Origin of the sequence: Halorubellus amylolyticus (genome assembly GCF_034808145.1) — an archaeon.
Lineage (GTDB): Archaea > Halobacteriota > Halobacteria > Halobacteriales > Natrialbaceae > Halorubellus.
Map to the genome: position 1 here is coordinate 146,372 of NZ_JAXHGM010000007.1, position 13,963 is coordinate 160,334.

Here is a 13,963-nt window from a genome sequence, read left to right on the forward strand (position 1 = left end):
CGACGACCGTCGGCGGGACGCGGTCGGGAGACGTGACGGGGACGAGTACCTGCCGCGGCCTGAACCTATATACTGGCGGGCGATATCGTTTCACACATGGTCTACAACGAGGTCGAGACCGCCAGTCGGGACGAGCTCCACGAGCTCCAGACCGAACGCCTCCGGGAGACGGTCGAGCGCGTCTACGAGAACGTGCCGTGGTACCGCGACCACTTCGAGGACGCCGGCGTCGCGCCCGCGGACGTCGACGACATCGACGACCTCTCCGCGCTCCCGTTCACCACCAAGGAGGACATCCGCGACAACTACCCCGACGGGCTCTTCGCAGTCCCCCACGAGGACCTGCGGCGGATCCACGCGTCCTCCGGGACCACGGGCAAGCCGAAAATCGTCGCGTACACCGAGGACGACCTCGGCGTCTGGCACGAGGTCATGGCGCGGTCGCTGTACGCCGCCGGCGTCCGCGAGGGCGACATCGTCCAGAACGGGTACGGGTACGGGCTCTTCACGGGCGGCCTCGGGTTCCACGACGGCGTGGAGGAACTCGGCGCGTGCGTCATCCCGACCGGCGGCGGGAACACCACCCGCCAGATCGACATGCTCCAGGACATGGGTTCGGACGTGCTCTCCTGCACGCCCTCGTACTGCCTCTACCTCGAAGAGCGCGCCGAGGACATGGGTATCGACCTCTCCGAGCTCGACCTGGAGCGCGTCATCATCGGCGCGGAACCGTTCACCGACCCGATGCGCGACGAGATCGAGGCGGCCCTCGGCGTCACCGCCATCGACGTCTACGGCCTCAGCGAGATCATCGGTCCCGGCGTCTCCATCGAGTGCGAGCACGCCCAGGACGGCCTGCATCTCTGGGAGGACCACTTCTACCCGGAGGTCGTCGACCCTGAGACCGGCGAGGTCCTCCCCGAGGGCGAGGAGGGCGAACTCGTCGTCACGAGCCTCACGAAGCAAGCGTTCCCGATGATCCGGTACCGGACCGGCGACATGACCCGCCTCAACTACGATACCTGTGACTGCGGGCGCACGATGGTCCGCATGGACAACGTCACCGGGCGCGCGGACGACCTCCTCATCGTCCGCGGCGTCAACGTCTACCCGAGCCAGATCGAGGAGGTCATGGTCGACATCGCCGACGTCGCACCGCACTACCGCATCGACCTCTACCGCGAGGGGAACCTCGACACGCTCGAACTCACCGTCGAGCACGCACACGACTACGACGACAGCCACGAGGCCCTCGAGGACGACATCGAAGCGCGACTCAAGGAGGTGCTGGACGTCAAACCCGACGAGGTCGAGGTCGTCGGCCCCGGCGTCATCGACCGCACCGAGGTCGGGAAGGTGAAGCGCGTCTACGACCACAGAGATGAGTGAACTCATCTCCGCCCCCGTTCGCTATCGCTCACGGGGACATCGGGACGAGTAGTCAGCCTCCGTCCTCGTTCGCCCCGTAACGCCTTCGGGCGTCGGCGTCGAAGCACGCACCATGGCCGACGCGAACGCGACCGCGGACGCGCCGACGACGTACGGTGGGCTGTCGCCGGTCGACGCGCTCGCGCTCGTCGGGAACGAGACGCGCGCCGGCATCCTCCTCGCGCTCTCGAACGCGCGGGAGAGCGAGGGCGACCCGCCCGTGCTCTCGTTCTCCGAGCTCCGCGAGCGCGTCGCGCCCGACGTCCCGTCGAGCCAGTTCAACTACCACCTCCAGGAGCTCGTCGGCCAGTACGTCGAACGCCGCGACGGCGGCACCCCCGACGGCGACGTCGCGACGCTCCACGACGATCGCGGCGCCGGGTACGCGCTCCACTCCGAGGGCACGTTCCTGACGCGTCTCGTTCGCGCCGGAACGTTCACCGGGCCGCGGACGCGCGGCCCCGTCCCGCTCGACGTCGACTGCTATCACTGCGGTGCGGGTCTCGCGCTCGAGTACGCGAACTGGATCGCGGAGGTCCAGTGCGACGACTGCGAGCACGTGTACGAACACAACCTCACTCCGCCGGGCGTCCTCGCGGCGGACCCCGAGGTGATGCTCGCGCAGGTCGCCGCGTTCAATCGCGCGCACCGGCTCGCGTTCGCTCGCGGCTCCTGTCCGCTCTGCGGGCACCGCGTGACCGCGTCGTTCGTCGACCCGGCGAGCACGTCGTATCCGCGCCCCGACCACCGCGAGGTCCTCGTGCACCGCGGCTGCGAGCACTGCGGGCACCTCGACTACCTCACCGTCGGCGAGCTCCTCCTGCGCGACCCCGCCGTCGTCTCGTTCTGCTGGACGCACGGCGAGGACGTCACCACCGCACGGCTCTGGGACCTCGCGTTCGCGATGACCGACGACGCGGTCACCGTCCGCGACCGCGACCCGTGGCGGGTCGCGTTCTCGCTCGACCGCGGCGCCGACCGACTGGAGGTCGTCCTCGACGACGACGTCACCGTCGTCGAACGCACTCGAACGTGACCCCGGAGTCTCCGTTCGTTCGCGCGGGGAACCCAGCTCGTCCCGCCTTCGAGAGAACCGTAATCGATGCCGACAGCGACCGAGGTCGCCCGTAACCGCCCGTTACGCGTTCGTGTCGGCGAGCGAGTCGTTGTTTCGTCCTGATTAACGATGCCGTAGTTTTATGCAGTTACTTCGAGGAATCATGACGTATGATGGACGAGCGAACGCGGCGAGCCGGCGAGCGCGCGGCGCAGGCACGCCGCCGTGCGTTCTCCGAGGGCAACGTCACGCCGAGTCGTGCGCGACCCCTCGGCGTCGTCCCCGTCCTCCTCCTGTGTCTCGTCGGCGCGGTCGTCGACGGGTACGCCGTCGTCGCGTTCGCCGCTGGACCGGGGTTCGCGGTCGTGAACCTCGGGCTCGCCGCGAGCGCGCTCGTCGCCGCGTTCGCGCTCACGACGGAGCTCTCGTGGGCGTGGACCGTGACGTGGATGTACCTCGCGCTCCACGTCTTCGTGGACTTCCTCACGGTCGACGTCGTCGGTCCGGTCGGCTTCGGTATCGCCGCCGTGTACGCCCTCGCGTTGACGTACGCGAGCGCACGCCGTATCGGCGAGGTCGCTGGTTGACGGCGGTCGGGCCGCGTGGTTCAGGCGTCGAGGCGGTAGACGCGACCGCGGAACGTCGCGACGCGGTCGCCGCCAGCGGTCACCTCGACCTCGTACTCGGCGGTCCGCCCGCTGACGTGGGTCTCCTCGGCCGTCGCGGTCAGGGTGTCGCCGACGTCGACGGGCTCCAGGTACGAGACGTTCGTCTCCAGGGCGACCGCGGGGTCGCCGCGGGAGTTCGACGCCGCGGCGAACGCGGCGTCCGCGACCGAGTACACCGCGCCGCCGTGGGGCGTCCCGTGGAAGTTCAGGAGGTCCTCGGTGACGACGAGTTCGGTGACGGCGTACCCGGGTTCGAGCGCGGCGAGGTCGATGCCGAGCGTCTCGCAGTACGCGTCGCTCCGGATGCGGTCCGCGACCTCGTCGGGGACGTGCTCGCGACCGTCGGCGGTGTCGTCGCTCATGAGTCAGTCGACGGCGACCGACAGCAAAACCCTACCGGCAGTGGCGTCGCGCTCGGCCGACAGCGGAACCCGACCGCGGTGGGTCCGCCGTCGGGACGGGTCGGTCAGACGTTCCGCTCGATGGTGTCGGCGAGCTTTCGTTCGGCGTCCTCGGCGTCCGCGGTCGCGAGGTCGAAGCGCGCGCGACGCTCGTCGGTCTCAGCCATCTCCGCGAGCAGCCCGCCGCGGCGGTCGACCTCGGCCTGGACGGTGAGCGCGTCCCCGCCGGGGACGAACACGAGCTCGATCTCGTCGAGGTCGCTCGCGTACGGGCCGCTCCGGGCGCGGAACTCGAACTCCTGCAGGAACGGCTGGCTGGTCCCCCAGGCCGCGCGCTGGCATTCGGACGTCGAGAACGATAGCCCGAGCGCGTCCGCGGCGTCGAACACCGCCTGCATGCGCTCGGTCGGCTCGACCTCGATGGGGTCCTCGTCGGTGGGGTCGACCGCCCAGTCGATGTCGAGTCCGGTCTTCAGGTGGACTGTCGGGCCGCCACGGGTGACGGGCGTCGACCGTGGAACCTCGAGGTCGACGCTGAACTCGCGGCGCTCGCCCTCGCCGACGGTGAACGACTCCCGGAGCGTCGACGTGCCCAGGACCGTCGACTCGTACCCCTCGTCGTCGCGGTAGCGCGTGACGAACGCGAAGTCGACGCGGTCTATCTCCTGTTCGGTCGACCCGCCTTCGACGTCGACGGTCGCGGCGACCGTCTCGCCCGGACGGAGGGTCGTCCGCGGCAGGACGGTGTCGACGGTCGCGGAGCCGATGCCGACGCTGGAGAGGATTCGCTTCATGTTCGCCGCTGACTCGGGCACCGACATATGTCTTCTGACGCGACTCGTCGGCGGGACGCGGATCGGCCGTTGCGCACGGCGGCGGGTCCAGGTACTTTCTTGGTGTCCCGGAGCGCGCGTTCTTGTATGTACGAGCGAACGTTCATGGAGGGGACGCGCGGCACCCAGGCGGTCGACTGGGAGGAGCGCATCGACGTGAAGCGCATGCGGACCGAACGCTACGAGAAGGCGCTCGACCGCCTCCAGGACTCGGAGCTTGGGTCGATGCTCCTGGTGTCGGACCCGAACATCCGGTACGTCACCGGACTGGCGATGACGGGCGGGAGCGGCGCGGACCACTACACGCTGCTGACGGAGGACGGCGACGTCGTCAACTGGGACACCGCGGACCACGCGAGCAACCAGCGGTTCAACTGCCCGTGGCTCACCGACGTCCGGTACGCGTGCCCGGGGCTCGGGAACGTCCCGCGCGCCAGCGGCCGCGACTCGGCGCGGGATTTCCTGAAACAGAAGATGGCTGACCTCGTGACCGAGGCGATGGCGGAGTACGGCGTCGACGACGCGCCCATGGGACTGGACGTCGGGAACGCCGGCCTGATGGACGCGTTCGAGCGCAACGACGTCGACGTCCGCACGAAGGCGTGCGTCGACCTGATGCACGACGCGCGGAAGGTGAAGACTCGCGACGAGGTCGAGTGCCTGCGGATGGTCGCCGCGATCTGCGAGGCCGGCTTCCAGCGCATCACGGAGACCGCCAAGCCCGGCATGAAGGAGAGCGAGGTCTGGGGCGAAGCCGTTCAGGAGCTGTGGCGTCACGGCGCGATGGCCCAGGGCGGATACGTCACCTCGGGGCCGAACACGTGGCCGAAGCACCAGGCGAACACGACGGACCGCCAGATGCGGCCCGGCGACATCGTGTACGCAGACTTCTACAACATCGGGTACCTCGGCTACCGCTCCTGCTACTACCGGACGTTCAGCCTCGGCGAGCCGACGCAGGCCCAGAAAGACGCGTACGAGATCGCGCGGGACAACCTCTACGACGTCCTGGAACGCATCGAGCCTGGCGCGACCACCGACGAGATCTGCAAGGGCTTCCCGGACATGGAAGGCGAGCACGCGGACTGGTACGACGCCGACGAGCACTGGCAGATGACGACGAACCACTGGGCGCACGGCCTCGGCCTCCAGCTCTACGAGCAGCCGCTCATCTGGCGCGGCCTGAGCCCCGAGCACCCCATCGAGATCGAGGAGGGGATGACGATGGCCGTCGAGACGATGGAGCCCGCGGAACGCCAGGGCGTCCGCGTCGAGGAGATGGTCGTCGTCCGCGAGAACGGCGTCGAGATACTCAGCGAGTGGCCGGTCGAGGAGATCACGCGCATCGACCACTGAGCCTCCCGCCGTCGACGACTGACTGCGCGGTCGGCGACTACCGCTTTGCTTCTCGCTGGAAGTGCGTCCAGTCGCTCGCGGCGTCGATCGCTGGCGGGTCGCGCATCTCGACGGCGGTCGCCTCGGCGCGGACGGTCGGGTCGCCGTCCTCGGGGCCGGCCTCGCAGACGACCTGGGTCTTCGGGCCGACGTCGCCGTCCACCCACGCGCGGAGGTGGATGGGTTCGTCCATCGGCGTGGGTGCGAGGTACTGCGTCGTCAGTTCGCCGGTGACGTACATGTGCAGCGGGTCGTCGTCGAGGAGCGGGCGTCCCGCGTCCGCGTACCGGAAGGTCAGGGCGGTCCAGATGCTGTGGCAGTCGACGAGGCTCGCGGGGAGGCCGCCGTACGCGAACTCGGGGTAGCCGGCGGCGTGGGTCGGCTCGGGGTCGAACGTCGCGACGAGCGCGTCGCAGTCGTCGTCGAGGTAGCTCTCGAGCTGGTGGCCGTCGGGGTTCGCCTGCCCGCAGCCGTAGCACGTGTTGTGCGGCCACGCGGCCTGCACGGGCTTGTCCGCGGGCCAGACCTCGGAGGTCGTCTCCGCCTGCGCGTCGTTCATTCCACGAGCCGGTACGCTCGAACCGGTCTTGAGGGTTGGGAAGCCGCCGCGGTCGCGGGTCGACGACCTAGAGATACTTGAGGTAGACGCGTTCGTCGTAGCCGTCGCCGCCGATGGTGGTGGTGTCGGTGGCGACGTGCTCGAACCCGAGGCGTTCGTAGAACGCGGTCCCGGGGTCGTTGCGGGCGAGGACCATCGCTTCGGCGCGGTCGCAGCCGCGGTCGCGGAACGCGTCGAGGGCGGCGTCGACGAGGCCGCGGCCGAGGCCGTCGCCGCGGGCGTCGGGGTGGACGTACGCGCGCAGGAGGACGCCGCGGTCGCCGTCGACGACGGCGTGGACGAATCCGACGACATCGGCGTCGCGGTCCTCGTCGTCCCCTGGGCCGTCGCCGGTATCGGTGGCGTCTCGTCGGTCGGCGACGAGGACGAGCGCGTCGCCGCGGCGGACGTCGGCGGCGAGCTGGTCGGCGTCGTACCACGCGTCGACGGTGTCGGTGATTGCCTCGCGGTTCACGACGGTCGGGTAGTCCGACTCCCAGGCGGTTCGGGCGACGTCGCGGATGGGCTCGACGTCGGCCGCGGTCGCTTCCCGGTAGGTGACGCTCGCGATGCTTGCCATGTGTTACCGTACGACGTCGGGCGTCCAAAGCGTTGCGGACGTCAGGCAGTCTCCGAAGCGTTGCGGACGCCGCGCCCGGTCGGGCGTCGCACCCCTCGCTCGGCTCGGCCTACTCGGCTCGCCAGCCTCGCGGCGAGTCGTTGAGGCGCTCGCAGCCGTCCTCCGTGACGACGACGAGGTCCTCGATGCGGACGCCGAAGCGGTCCTCGAGGTAGACGCCGGGTTCTATCGAGCACACCATCCCCGGTTCGAGCTCGCGGTCGTTGCCGTCGACGACGTACGGCGGTTCGTGGACGTCCAGGCCGACGCCGTGGCCGGTGCGGTGGAAGAACGCGTCGCCGTAGCCGGCCGCCTCGATGACCGCGCGCGCCGCCGCGTCGACCGCCCCCGCCTCGACGCCCGGTTCGACCGCCTCGACGCCCGCCTGCTGGGCGTCGCGGACGACCTCGTGGACGCGCTCGAACTCGTCGGGCGGGTCGCCCGCGAACACGACGGTGCGCGTCTGGTCGCCGGGGTAGCCGTCGACGAACCCGCCGAAGTCGAGCACGACGGGGTCGCCGCGCTCGATGACGCGGTCGCCGTGCGTGTGATGGGGCATCGCCCCGTTCGGCCCGCTGCCGACGATGACCGGGAACGCCGGGCCACTCGCGCCACGCTCCCGGAGCTCGCGCTCCAGCTCGCCGGCGAGGTCGCTCTCGGTCATCCCGACCACGTCCTCGCCGCGGGCGCGCACCCACTCGCTCACGTCGTCCGCCACCGCGCCCGCGCGCCGGAGCGCCGCCAGTTCCGCGTCGTCCTTCCGGACGCGCACCGGTTCGAGCGCCTCGCTCGCGAGCCCCCACGACGCGCCCGGGAGCACGTCGCGGAGGTCCTGCGTGAACGTCGCCCACATCGAGTCGTCCACGAGCACGCGCGGCGCGCTCCCCGAGTCGACCCCGAGGTCGTCGAGGACGCCCGCGACGACCCGCATGGGGTCCTCGCCGTCGCCGTACGCGCGAACGTCGGCCACCCACGACTCGTGGCGGACCTGGGTCTCGTAGAGGTCCGGGACGACGAAGACGGGGTCACCGGTGCGCCCGAGCAACAGGAACAGGTGGCGTTCGGCGGGCTCCTCGTCGAACCCCGAGACGTAGTCGAGGTTCGAGCTCGGGAACAGGACGGCCAGGTCGGCGTCGGCCGCGCGGAGCGCGTCCTGCACGCGGTCGGTCCGGTCGCGGAACACCGCCTCGTCGAAGTGCTCGGTCATGTCCGACCGGTGGAGCGGCCGACGCTTCAGGGTTCCCCACCACGACCGCCCCGCCGCCTCTCACCCACCCCGACCGCACCCGGCGTCCCCTCGGTTCGAGACGCGCCGCGGTCCCCACGGTTCAAGAGGCAGGCGGTCGGATACTGGAGTATGACCGACCGAACGCGAGCGCACGTCCACGTCTCCGGGCGCGTCCAGGGCGTGTTCTTCCGAGACACGACCCGGCAGACCGCGCAGGCCGAGGGCGTGGACGGCTGGGTGCGGAACCTCGACGACGGTCGCGTCGAGGCGGTGTTCGAGGGCGACGCCGACGCCGTCGACGCGATGGTCGAGTTCTGTCACGACGGGTCGCCCGCCGCGCGCGTCGACGACGTCGACGTCGAGTACGGCGACCCCGAGGGCGTCGACGGGTTCCGCGTGCGTCGCTAGGTTCGAAGGGCGGCCGTCGCGGGAATCGACGACGCGTCGACGCCTTCTTTTTCACCCCGGCGGGCGAACCGCCACGCATGATATCCAGCGACCGGATGGCGGTCGTCGACGCGAACGCAGCGGCGCTCGGCGTGCCGCGGAAGCAACTCATGGAGTCCTCCGGGCACGCCGTCGCGCGCGTCGTCCGCGAGCACGCCGACGCCGGCGACCGCGCGGTCGTCGTCGCCGGCCGTGGGAACAACGGCGGCGACGCGTTCGTCGCCGCGCGCTTCCTGGACGAGATGGACGTGACGACGCTCCTGCTCGGGCGCGCGTCCGCCATCGGCACCAGCATCGCTCGCGAGAACTGGGACGCGCTCCAGGCCGGCGAGTACGACGCGCGCGAGGTCGGCGACTCCACCGCGCTCTCGCTCCCCGAGTGCGACGTCGTCGTCGACGCGATGCTCGGGACGGGCGTCGCGGGCGCGCTCCGGGAGCCCGCGGCGACCGCCGCACGAGCGATCAACGACGCGGACGCGACCGTCGTCGCCGTCGACGTCCCGAGCGGCGTCGACGCCGACACCGGCGAGAGCGAGGGGGTCGCCGTCGACGCCGACCACGTGGTGACGTTCCACGACCAGAAACCGGGGCTCGTCGACGTCGACGCCGACGTGACGGTCGCGGACATCGGCATCCCCGCGGCCGCGGAGACGTTCGTCGAACGCGGCGACCTCCGGGCGGTCTCCCGACCGGCGGACGCGCACAAGGGCGACTTCGGGCGCGTGCTCGTCGTCGGCGGCGGCCCCTACACGGGCGCGCCGGCGCTCAGCGGGCAGGCGGCGATGCGCGCCGGCGCGGACCTCGCGTTCGTCGCCACGCCCAGTCGCGTCGCCGACGTGGTCCAGGGGTACGAGGAGGGGCTCATCGTCCGCGAACTCGCCGGCGACCTCGTGCTCGAACGCCACGTCGACCAGCTCATCGACGAGGCCCTGGACGCGGACTGCGTCGTCCTCGGGCCCGGCCTCGGCGCGTCCGAAGGCACGCTCGACGCCGTCCGGGACTTCCTCGAACTCTACGACGGCAGGGTGGTGGTGGACGCGGACGCGCTCCGGGTGGTCCCGGACGTCGACACCGACGCCGACCTCCTCTGCACGCCCCACCAGGGCGAGTTCGCGCGGATGGGTGGCGAGCCCGCCGAGGACTGGCGCGAGCGCGCCGAGAACGTCGAGGCGCTCGCCGCGGACCTCGACGCGACGCTCCTCGTGAAGGGCGCGCACGACGTCGTGAGCGACGGCGAGACCACGCGCGTGAACCGCACCGGGAACCCGGGGATGACCGTCGGCGGGACCGGCGACGTGCTCGCGGGCGTCTGCGGCGCGCTGTTCGCGACCCACGACGCCGTCACCGCGGGCGCGGTCGGCGCGTACGTGAACGGTGCGGCCGGCGACGCCGTCGTCGACGACCAGGGGTACGGCCTCCTCGCGAGCGACCTGCTCGCCGAGCTGCCGCGAGCGACGTGGGGCGAGACCGATGCCTGAGGGCGACGACGGTGACCGCCGTGATGCCGACGCTCCGGCCCCGGACGCCGACAGCGAGGACCTGACGCACGTCTCCGACGGCGAGGCGAGCATGGTGGACGTCGGCTCGAAGCCGGAGACGGCGCGGCGCGCGGTCGCCCGCGGTCGGCTCGCGCTCTCGCCGGCGTCGATAGCCGCCATCCGCGCGGACGACGTCGAGAAGGGCGACGTGCTCGCGACCGCTCGCGTCGGCGCCATCCAGGCGGTCAAGCACACGTGGGAGACGATCCCGCTCTGTCACCAGATCCCGGTCACGAACGTCGACGTCGACTTCGCGGTCGACGATGACGCGGTCGCGCTCTCGGTCGCCGTGGAGACCACCGGGAAGACCGGCTGCGAGATGGAGGCGCTCGAAGGCGTGACGACGGGACTGAACGTCGTGTTCGACATGGTGAAGGCCGTCGAGAAGGACGACGACGGCGAGTACCCGACGGCGTGCGTCGAGGACGTCCGCGTCGTCGAGAAGACCAAGCGCTCGCTCGCGGACTGACCGGGAGATGGTCCGTCGCTGACGGCCGGAGAACGGCCGGTCGTAGACGGCCTGGCAGACAGTCGGTCCCGGTACCGTGGGCTCCGTCGGGGTGGATGGTCGGAGAAGCGGTCGCGGCGCGGCGGTGCTGTCGGCGCGTTCAGGGAGCGGTGTGCTCGTAGGCGTGCTCCGTGGCCTCGACGAGGCGGTCGACCGGGAGCGTGAACCCGAACCGACGGGTGATGAGTGCCAGCGGGAGGAGCGCGATGCCCATCGCGATGGTGACCTGATACAGCGCGAACAGCGCGGCAGCGGATGCCCGTTCTATCATCGAACTTCACCCGGACCTACCCGACTGGCTATATAAGTCTGTCGGGCGGATTCCGGGGCAAGATGGGTGTGTTCCTCTCGCACGACCCGACGCAGTCTGCGGGTTCAAGCGGAGTTGTCTCCGAGACGACCTGAGTGGTGTTCGGGGCGTCCGTACGGGTCTCCAACCTCGCGCCAACCACGGTCGTTCGCCCCTCGTCTCCGTGACGTCGCCATAACTTACGCAATGATGGGACACGCCGGCTCGGTTCGAGTGAGGGCGCGGGACGCGGGGACCGGTGGTGGGTCGAGTGACGGTGCGGGTCGTGGCACGCCACGCCGGCCCGTGGGGCGGACGAACCGCAAACCTAGCCTTACTCGAACCCACACGGGTTGGTATGAGCAATTACCTCGTTGCGATGGAAGCCGCGTGGTTGGTTCGTGACGTCGACAACGTCGAGGACGCCATCGGGGTTGCGGTGAGCGAAGCCGGGAAGCGACTGAACGACAAGGGGAAGGAGTACGTTGAGGTGAACGTCGGCGGCACGCAGTGTCCGGCGTGCGCCGAGGTGTTCGACTCTGCGTTCGTGGCGGCCGACACCGCGCTCGTCGGCCTCCTCCTGGAGATGGACGTGTTCAACGCGGACAGCGAGGAGCACGCGAAGCGCATCGCGAAGAGCGAGGTCGGGGGCGCGCTGCGGGACGTCCCGCTCTCGGTCGTCGAGACGATTCTGACCGAGGAAGACGAGGACGAAGACGACCAGTAGCCGCGACCGACAACACTTTTATTACTTCGGGTAATCGCGTTCGGGTATGGAACTGCCGACGGAGGAGGAGTTGCGGGAGCGCCGGGAGGCGCTCGACCTCACACAGAGCGAACTCGCGGACGCCGCGGACGTCTCCCAGCCGCTCGTCGCCCGCATCGAGGGCGGTGACGTCGACCCGCGGCTCTCGACGCTTCGCCGGATCGTCGAGGCGCTCAACGAAGCCGAGGGCGAGATCCGGCGAGCGCGAGACATCATGCACGTCGACGTCTACACCGTCCGGATGGACGATAGCGTCGCCGGTGCGATAGACATCATGGGCGAGGCCGGGTTCAGTCAGCTCCCGGTCGTCGACGAGACCGGAACGCCCGTCGGAATCATCTCGAACAGCGACATCCGCGAGCACCGCGAGGACCGCGACGTCGAATCCCTCCCGGTCGCGGACGTCATGAACGAGGGGTTCGCGACCGTCGCGCCCGAGGCGACCGTCGACGAGGTCGACAACTACCTCGACCACCAGGACGCCGTCATCGTCAAGGACGGCGGCAAGCTCGTCGGAATCGTCACCGAGGCGGACATCGCCACGCACCTCCCGGTCTGACCAGTCGCGGCGGCGGGTGGCCGTCGCTCGACGTCGGCCGACCGAACGCACCGCCTAAGTATCACCGACGGTAATCGCCGCGTATGGTATCCGGATCGACGACCAGGCGTGGCGCCGGGCTCGTCGTCATCGTCGGCGCGTTCGTCCTCCTGTACGCACTCGCCGCGAGGAACGACCTCACGCCGGCGTTCGTCGCCTCGACGCTCCCCCTGTTCGGGCTCGGAGCGGCGCTCGTCGTCGGCGGCGGACTCGTCCGCCGGTACGTCCACCACCTCCACGGACCGACGGACTGAGCACCAACTACGCGTGTTTGTACCGCGGCCCGCGTCCGAGTAGCTGGCAGTCATCGTGGAGTTCACCATCGACGCGGACGCGTTCGACGCGGCGCGAACAGCGGTCTGAGTCTGAGAAAGGCGCTCGACGAGCATACGGGCGGCGACGGCGTCCAGCGGCGGTCGCGGTCGCTACAGTTCCATCCCGCGGACGGCGACGCAGTCGCCCTCCGCGACCCCGCCGATGACGCGGCCGTCCTCGGTCGCGTCAGCGAGCGCCGCGCCCTCGCCCTCCGGCACCGCCGCGACGAACCCGGTCCCCATGTTGAACGTCTCGTACATCTCGCGCGGCGCGACGTCCCCGAGCTCCTGGACGACCGCGAACACGTCCTGTGCCGGGAACGGGTCGTCGATCTCGTACCGGAACTCGCCCATCCGGGAGAGGTTCCGCCAGCCGCCGCCCGTGACGTGCGCCGCCGCGCGAACGTCGTGCTCGCGCATCGGCCCGAGGAGGTCCGTGTAGATCCGCGTCGGCTCCAGGAGGGCCTCCCCGACGGTCCGCTCGGGGTCGGCGGGGAACGGATCGTCGTACTCGTACTCGGACCGGACCGCCTTCCGGGCGAGCGTCAGACCGTTCGAGTGGATGCCCGAGGACGGCCACGCGACGAGTTCGTCGCCGACCCGGGCGTCACCGTCGAACACCTCGTCCTTCCCCGCGAGCCCCGCGGCGGTCCCCGCGAGGTCGAGCCCGGACACGACCTCGGGCATCACCGCCGTCTCGCCGCCCAGGAGGGAGACGTCCGCGCGCTCGGCGGCCACCCGGAGGCCCTCGCCGACCTGCTCCGCGAACCCCTCGTCGGGTTCGTCGACCGCGAGGTAGTCGACGAACGCGACCGGTTGCACGCCCGCGGCGACGAGGTCGTTCACGTTCATCGCCATGCAGTCGATGCCGACCGTCGAGTAGTCCTCGAGCGCCTCCGCGACGAGGAGCTTCGTCCCGACGCCGTCGGTCGCGAGCGACAGGAACTGGTCGCCGATGTCGAGCAGTCCGGCGTACTCGGTCTCGACGACGTTCCCGACCGCCGAGAGCAGGGCGGCGGTCGCCTGCTCGCTCTCCTCGACGTCCACGCCCGCGTCCGCGTACGTCATCCCCTCGTCGTCGTCGGTCGATTCGGTCGCGTCGGCGTTCCCCTCGGCCGCGTCTTCGGTCATGCGTGAACGCCCGCCCGGCCGGCACATAGGTCCGTCGGAATCCCCGACCGCCGACGCCGTGACGTCGGTGAATCCAGGGACCCCGACCGCCGACGCCGTGACGTCGGGGAATCCCGCACGGATTCTAGAGAGAACCCGGAAAACC

The 13,963-nt window shown here is 70.5% G+C and carries 17 protein-coding genes; 10 read left to right on the forward strand and 7 right to left on the reverse strand.

Translation table 11 applies throughout. From position 1 onward, the window contains the following. Window positions 1-96 precede the first annotated feature (96 nt). The 3 genes from paaK (at window position 97) to SM754_RS15660 (ending at window position 3,072) form a co-directional block, all read left to right on the forward strand. On the forward strand, window positions 97-1,389 hold the full coding sequence (gene paaK / locus SM754_RS15650; protein WP_323677180.1) for a phenylacetate--CoA ligase PaaK: 1,293 nt from the start codon (window positions 97-99) through the stop codon (window positions 1,387-1,389). A 112-nt stretch (window positions 1,390-1,501) separates the two neighbouring features. After that, complete coding sequence (locus SM754_RS15655) at window positions 1,502-2,464, forward strand: DUF7351 domain-containing protein (protein ID WP_323677181.1); 963 nt, start codon at window positions 1,502-1,504, stop codon at window positions 2,462-2,464. A 191-nt stretch (window positions 2,465-2,655) separates the two neighbouring features. Next, window positions 2,656-3,072, forward strand: a complete 417-nt coding sequence (locus tag SM754_RS15660; RefSeq protein ID WP_323677182.1) for a hypothetical protein — start codon at window positions 2,656-2,658, stop codon at window positions 3,070-3,072. A gap of 20 nt (window positions 3,073-3,092) precedes the next feature. On the opposite strand, the gene paaI is transcribed toward SM754_RS15660, so the two are convergent. Both paaI and SM754_RS15670 read right to left on the reverse strand, forming a co-directional pair. Next, complete coding sequence (paaI, locus tag SM754_RS15665; protein WP_323677183.1) at window positions 3,093-3,515, reverse strand: hydroxyphenylacetyl-CoA thioesterase PaaI; 423 nt, start codon at window positions 3,513-3,515, stop codon at window positions 3,093-3,095. Window positions 3,516-3,619: 104 nt separating this feature from the next. Then, window positions 3,620-4,348 carry a sporulation protein gene (locus SM754_RS15670; protein WP_323677184.1) on the reverse strand — a complete coding sequence of 243 codons (729 nt, stop codon included), beginning with the start codon at window positions 4,346-4,348 and terminating at the stop codon, window positions 3,620-3,622. Window positions 4,349-4,474: 126 nt separating this feature from the next. On the opposite strand from SM754_RS15670, the gene SM754_RS15675 reads away from it, so the two are divergent. Then, entirely contained in the window at window positions 4,475-5,743 is a 1,269-nt protein-coding gene (locus tag SM754_RS15675) for a M24 family metallopeptidase (protein ID WP_323677185.1), read from the forward strand. Window positions 5,744-5,780: 37 nt separating this feature from the next. On the opposite strand, the gene SM754_RS15680 is transcribed toward SM754_RS15675, so the two are convergent. From SM754_RS15680 to SM754_RS15690, 3 genes are all read right to left on the reverse strand, one after another. Further along, on the reverse strand, window positions 5,781-6,341 hold the full coding sequence (locus tag SM754_RS15680) for a PaaI family thioesterase (protein WP_323677186.1): 561 nt from the start codon (window positions 6,339-6,341) through the stop codon (window positions 5,781-5,783). A gap of 67 nt (window positions 6,342-6,408) precedes the next feature. Next, a complete protein-coding gene (locus SM754_RS15685) occupies window positions 6,409-6,960 on the reverse strand; it encodes a GNAT family N-acetyltransferase (RefSeq protein WP_323677187.1) in 552 nt (183 codons plus the stop codon). A 109-nt stretch (window positions 6,961-7,069) separates the two neighbouring features. Then, window positions 7,070-8,206 carry a M24 family metallopeptidase gene (locus tag SM754_RS15690; protein ID WP_323677188.1) on the reverse strand — a complete coding sequence of 379 codons (1,137 nt, stop codon included), beginning with the start codon at window positions 8,204-8,206 and terminating at the stop codon, window positions 7,070-7,072. Window positions 8,207-8,356: 150 nt separating this feature from the next. Between SM754_RS15690 and SM754_RS15695 the strand changes: the two genes are divergently transcribed. The 3 genes from SM754_RS15695 to moaC all read left to right on the forward strand — a co-directional run bounded on the left by SM754_RS15695 (window position 8,357) and on the right by moaC (window position 10,681). Beyond that, window positions 8,357-8,635 (forward strand): acylphosphatase, encoded by a 279-nt coding sequence (locus SM754_RS15695; RefSeq protein ID WP_323677189.1) that lies wholly within the window; start codon window positions 8,357-8,359, stop codon window positions 8,633-8,635. A 77-nt stretch (window positions 8,636-8,712) separates the two neighbouring features. Then, window positions 8,713-10,152 carry an NAD(P)H-hydrate dehydratase gene (locus SM754_RS15700; RefSeq protein ID WP_323677190.1) on the forward strand — a complete coding sequence of 480 codons (1,440 nt, stop codon included), beginning with the start codon at window positions 8,713-8,715 and terminating at the stop codon, window positions 10,150-10,152. Beyond that, a complete protein-coding gene (moaC, locus tag SM754_RS15705) occupies window positions 10,145-10,681 on the forward strand; it encodes a cyclic pyranopterin monophosphate synthase MoaC (protein WP_323677191.1) in 537 nt (178 codons plus the stop codon). Before SM754_RS15700 ends, moaC begins: the two co-directional genes overlap by 8 nt. Before the next feature lie 139 nt (window positions 10,682-10,820). Here moaC and SM754_RS15710 read toward each other — a convergent pair whose 3' ends face one another. Next, window positions 10,821-10,991 (reverse strand): hypothetical protein, encoded by a 171-nt coding sequence (locus SM754_RS15710; RefSeq protein WP_323677192.1) that lies wholly within the window; start codon window positions 10,989-10,991, stop codon window positions 10,821-10,823. Window positions 10,992-11,367: 376 nt separating this feature from the next. Here SM754_RS15710 and SM754_RS15715 point away from each other — a divergent pair, with 376 nt between their 5' ends. The 3 genes from SM754_RS15715 (at window position 11,368) to SM754_RS15725 (ending at window position 12,627) form a co-directional block, all read left to right on the forward strand. Next, complete coding sequence (locus tag SM754_RS15715) at window positions 11,368-11,736, forward strand: DUF555 domain-containing protein (RefSeq protein WP_323677193.1); 369 nt, start codon at window positions 11,368-11,370, stop codon at window positions 11,734-11,736. A 46-nt stretch (window positions 11,737-11,782) separates the two neighbouring features. Next, entirely contained in the window at window positions 11,783-12,334 is a 552-nt protein-coding gene (locus SM754_RS15720; protein ID WP_323677194.1) for a CBS domain-containing protein, read from the forward strand. Between the two features lie 83 nt (window positions 12,335-12,417). Further along, complete coding sequence (locus SM754_RS15725) at window positions 12,418-12,627, forward strand: hypothetical protein (protein ID WP_323677195.1); 210 nt, start codon at window positions 12,418-12,420, stop codon at window positions 12,625-12,627. A 171-nt stretch (window positions 12,628-12,798) separates the two neighbouring features. Here the strand turns inward: SM754_RS15725 and purM are convergent, their stop codons facing one another. Further along, window positions 12,799-13,818, reverse strand: coding sequence for a phosphoribosylformylglycinamidine cyclo-ligase (gene purM, locus SM754_RS15730; RefSeq protein ID WP_323677196.1), 1,020 nt, complete (start codon window positions 13,816-13,818; stop codon window positions 12,799-12,801). Window positions 13,819-13,963: the final 145 nt, after the last annotated feature.

Excerpts from the sequence above, each read along its gene's own strand:
- moaC (WP_323677191.1), top strand. The coding sequence starts at position 10,145 with ATGCCTGAGGGCGACGACGGTGACCGCCGTGATGCCGACGCTCCGGCC.
- SM754_RS15660 (WP_323677182.1), top strand. The coding sequence starts at position 2,656 with ATGATGGACGAGCGAACGCGGCGAGCCGGCGAGCGCGCGGCGCAGGCA.
- SM754_RS15700 (WP_323677190.1), top strand. The coding sequence starts at position 8,713 with ATGATATCCAGCGACCGGATGGCGGTCGTCGACGCGAACGCAGCGGCG.
- purM (WP_323677196.1), bottom strand. The coding sequence starts at position 13,818 with ATGACCGAAGACGCGGCCGAGGGGAACGCCGACGCGACCGAATCGACC.
- SM754_RS15715 (WP_323677193.1), top strand. The coding sequence starts at position 11,368 with ATGAGCAATTACCTCGTTGCGATGGAAGCCGCGTGGTTGGTTCGTGAC.
- SM754_RS15725 (WP_323677195.1), top strand. The coding sequence starts at position 12,418 with ATGGTATCCGGATCGACGACCAGGCGTGGCGCCGGGCTCGTCGTCATC.
- SM754_RS15690 (WP_323677188.1), bottom strand. The coding sequence starts at position 8,206 with ATGACCGAGCACTTCGACGAGGCGGTGTTCCGCGACCGGACCGACCGC.
- SM754_RS15720 (WP_323677194.1), top strand. The coding sequence starts at position 11,783 with ATGGAACTGCCGACGGAGGAGGAGTTGCGGGAGCGCCGGGAGGCGCTC.
- paaI (WP_323677183.1), bottom strand. The coding sequence starts at position 3,515 with ATGAGCGACGACACCGCCGACGGTCGCGAGCACGTCCCCGACGAGGTC.
- SM754_RS15675 (WP_323677185.1), top strand. The coding sequence starts at position 4,475 with ATGTACGAGCGAACGTTCATGGAGGGGACGCGCGGCACCCAGGCGGTC.
- SM754_RS15695 (WP_323677189.1), top strand. The coding sequence starts at position 8,357 with ATGACCGACCGAACGCGAGCGCACGTCCACGTCTCCGGGCGCGTCCAG.
- SM754_RS15685 (WP_323677187.1), bottom strand. The coding sequence starts at position 6,960 with ATGGCAAGCATCGCGAGCGTCACCTACCGGGAAGCGACCGCGGCCGAC.
- SM754_RS15670 (WP_323677184.1), bottom strand. The coding sequence starts at position 4,348 with ATGAAGCGAATCCTCTCCAGCGTCGGCATCGGCTCCGCGACCGTCGAC.
- paaK (WP_323677180.1), top strand. The coding sequence starts at position 97 with ATGGTCTACAACGAGGTCGAGACCGCCAGTCGGGACGAGCTCCACGAG.
- SM754_RS15655 (WP_323677181.1), top strand. The coding sequence starts at position 1,502 with ATGGCCGACGCGAACGCGACCGCGGACGCGCCGACGACGTACGGTGGG.
- SM754_RS15710 (WP_323677192.1), bottom strand. The coding sequence starts at position 10,991 with ATGATAGAACGGGCATCCGCTGCCGCGCTGTTCGCGCTGTATCAGGTC.
- SM754_RS15680 (WP_323677186.1), bottom strand. The coding sequence starts at position 6,341 with ATGAACGACGCGCAGGCGGAGACGACCTCCGAGGTCTGGCCCGCGGAC.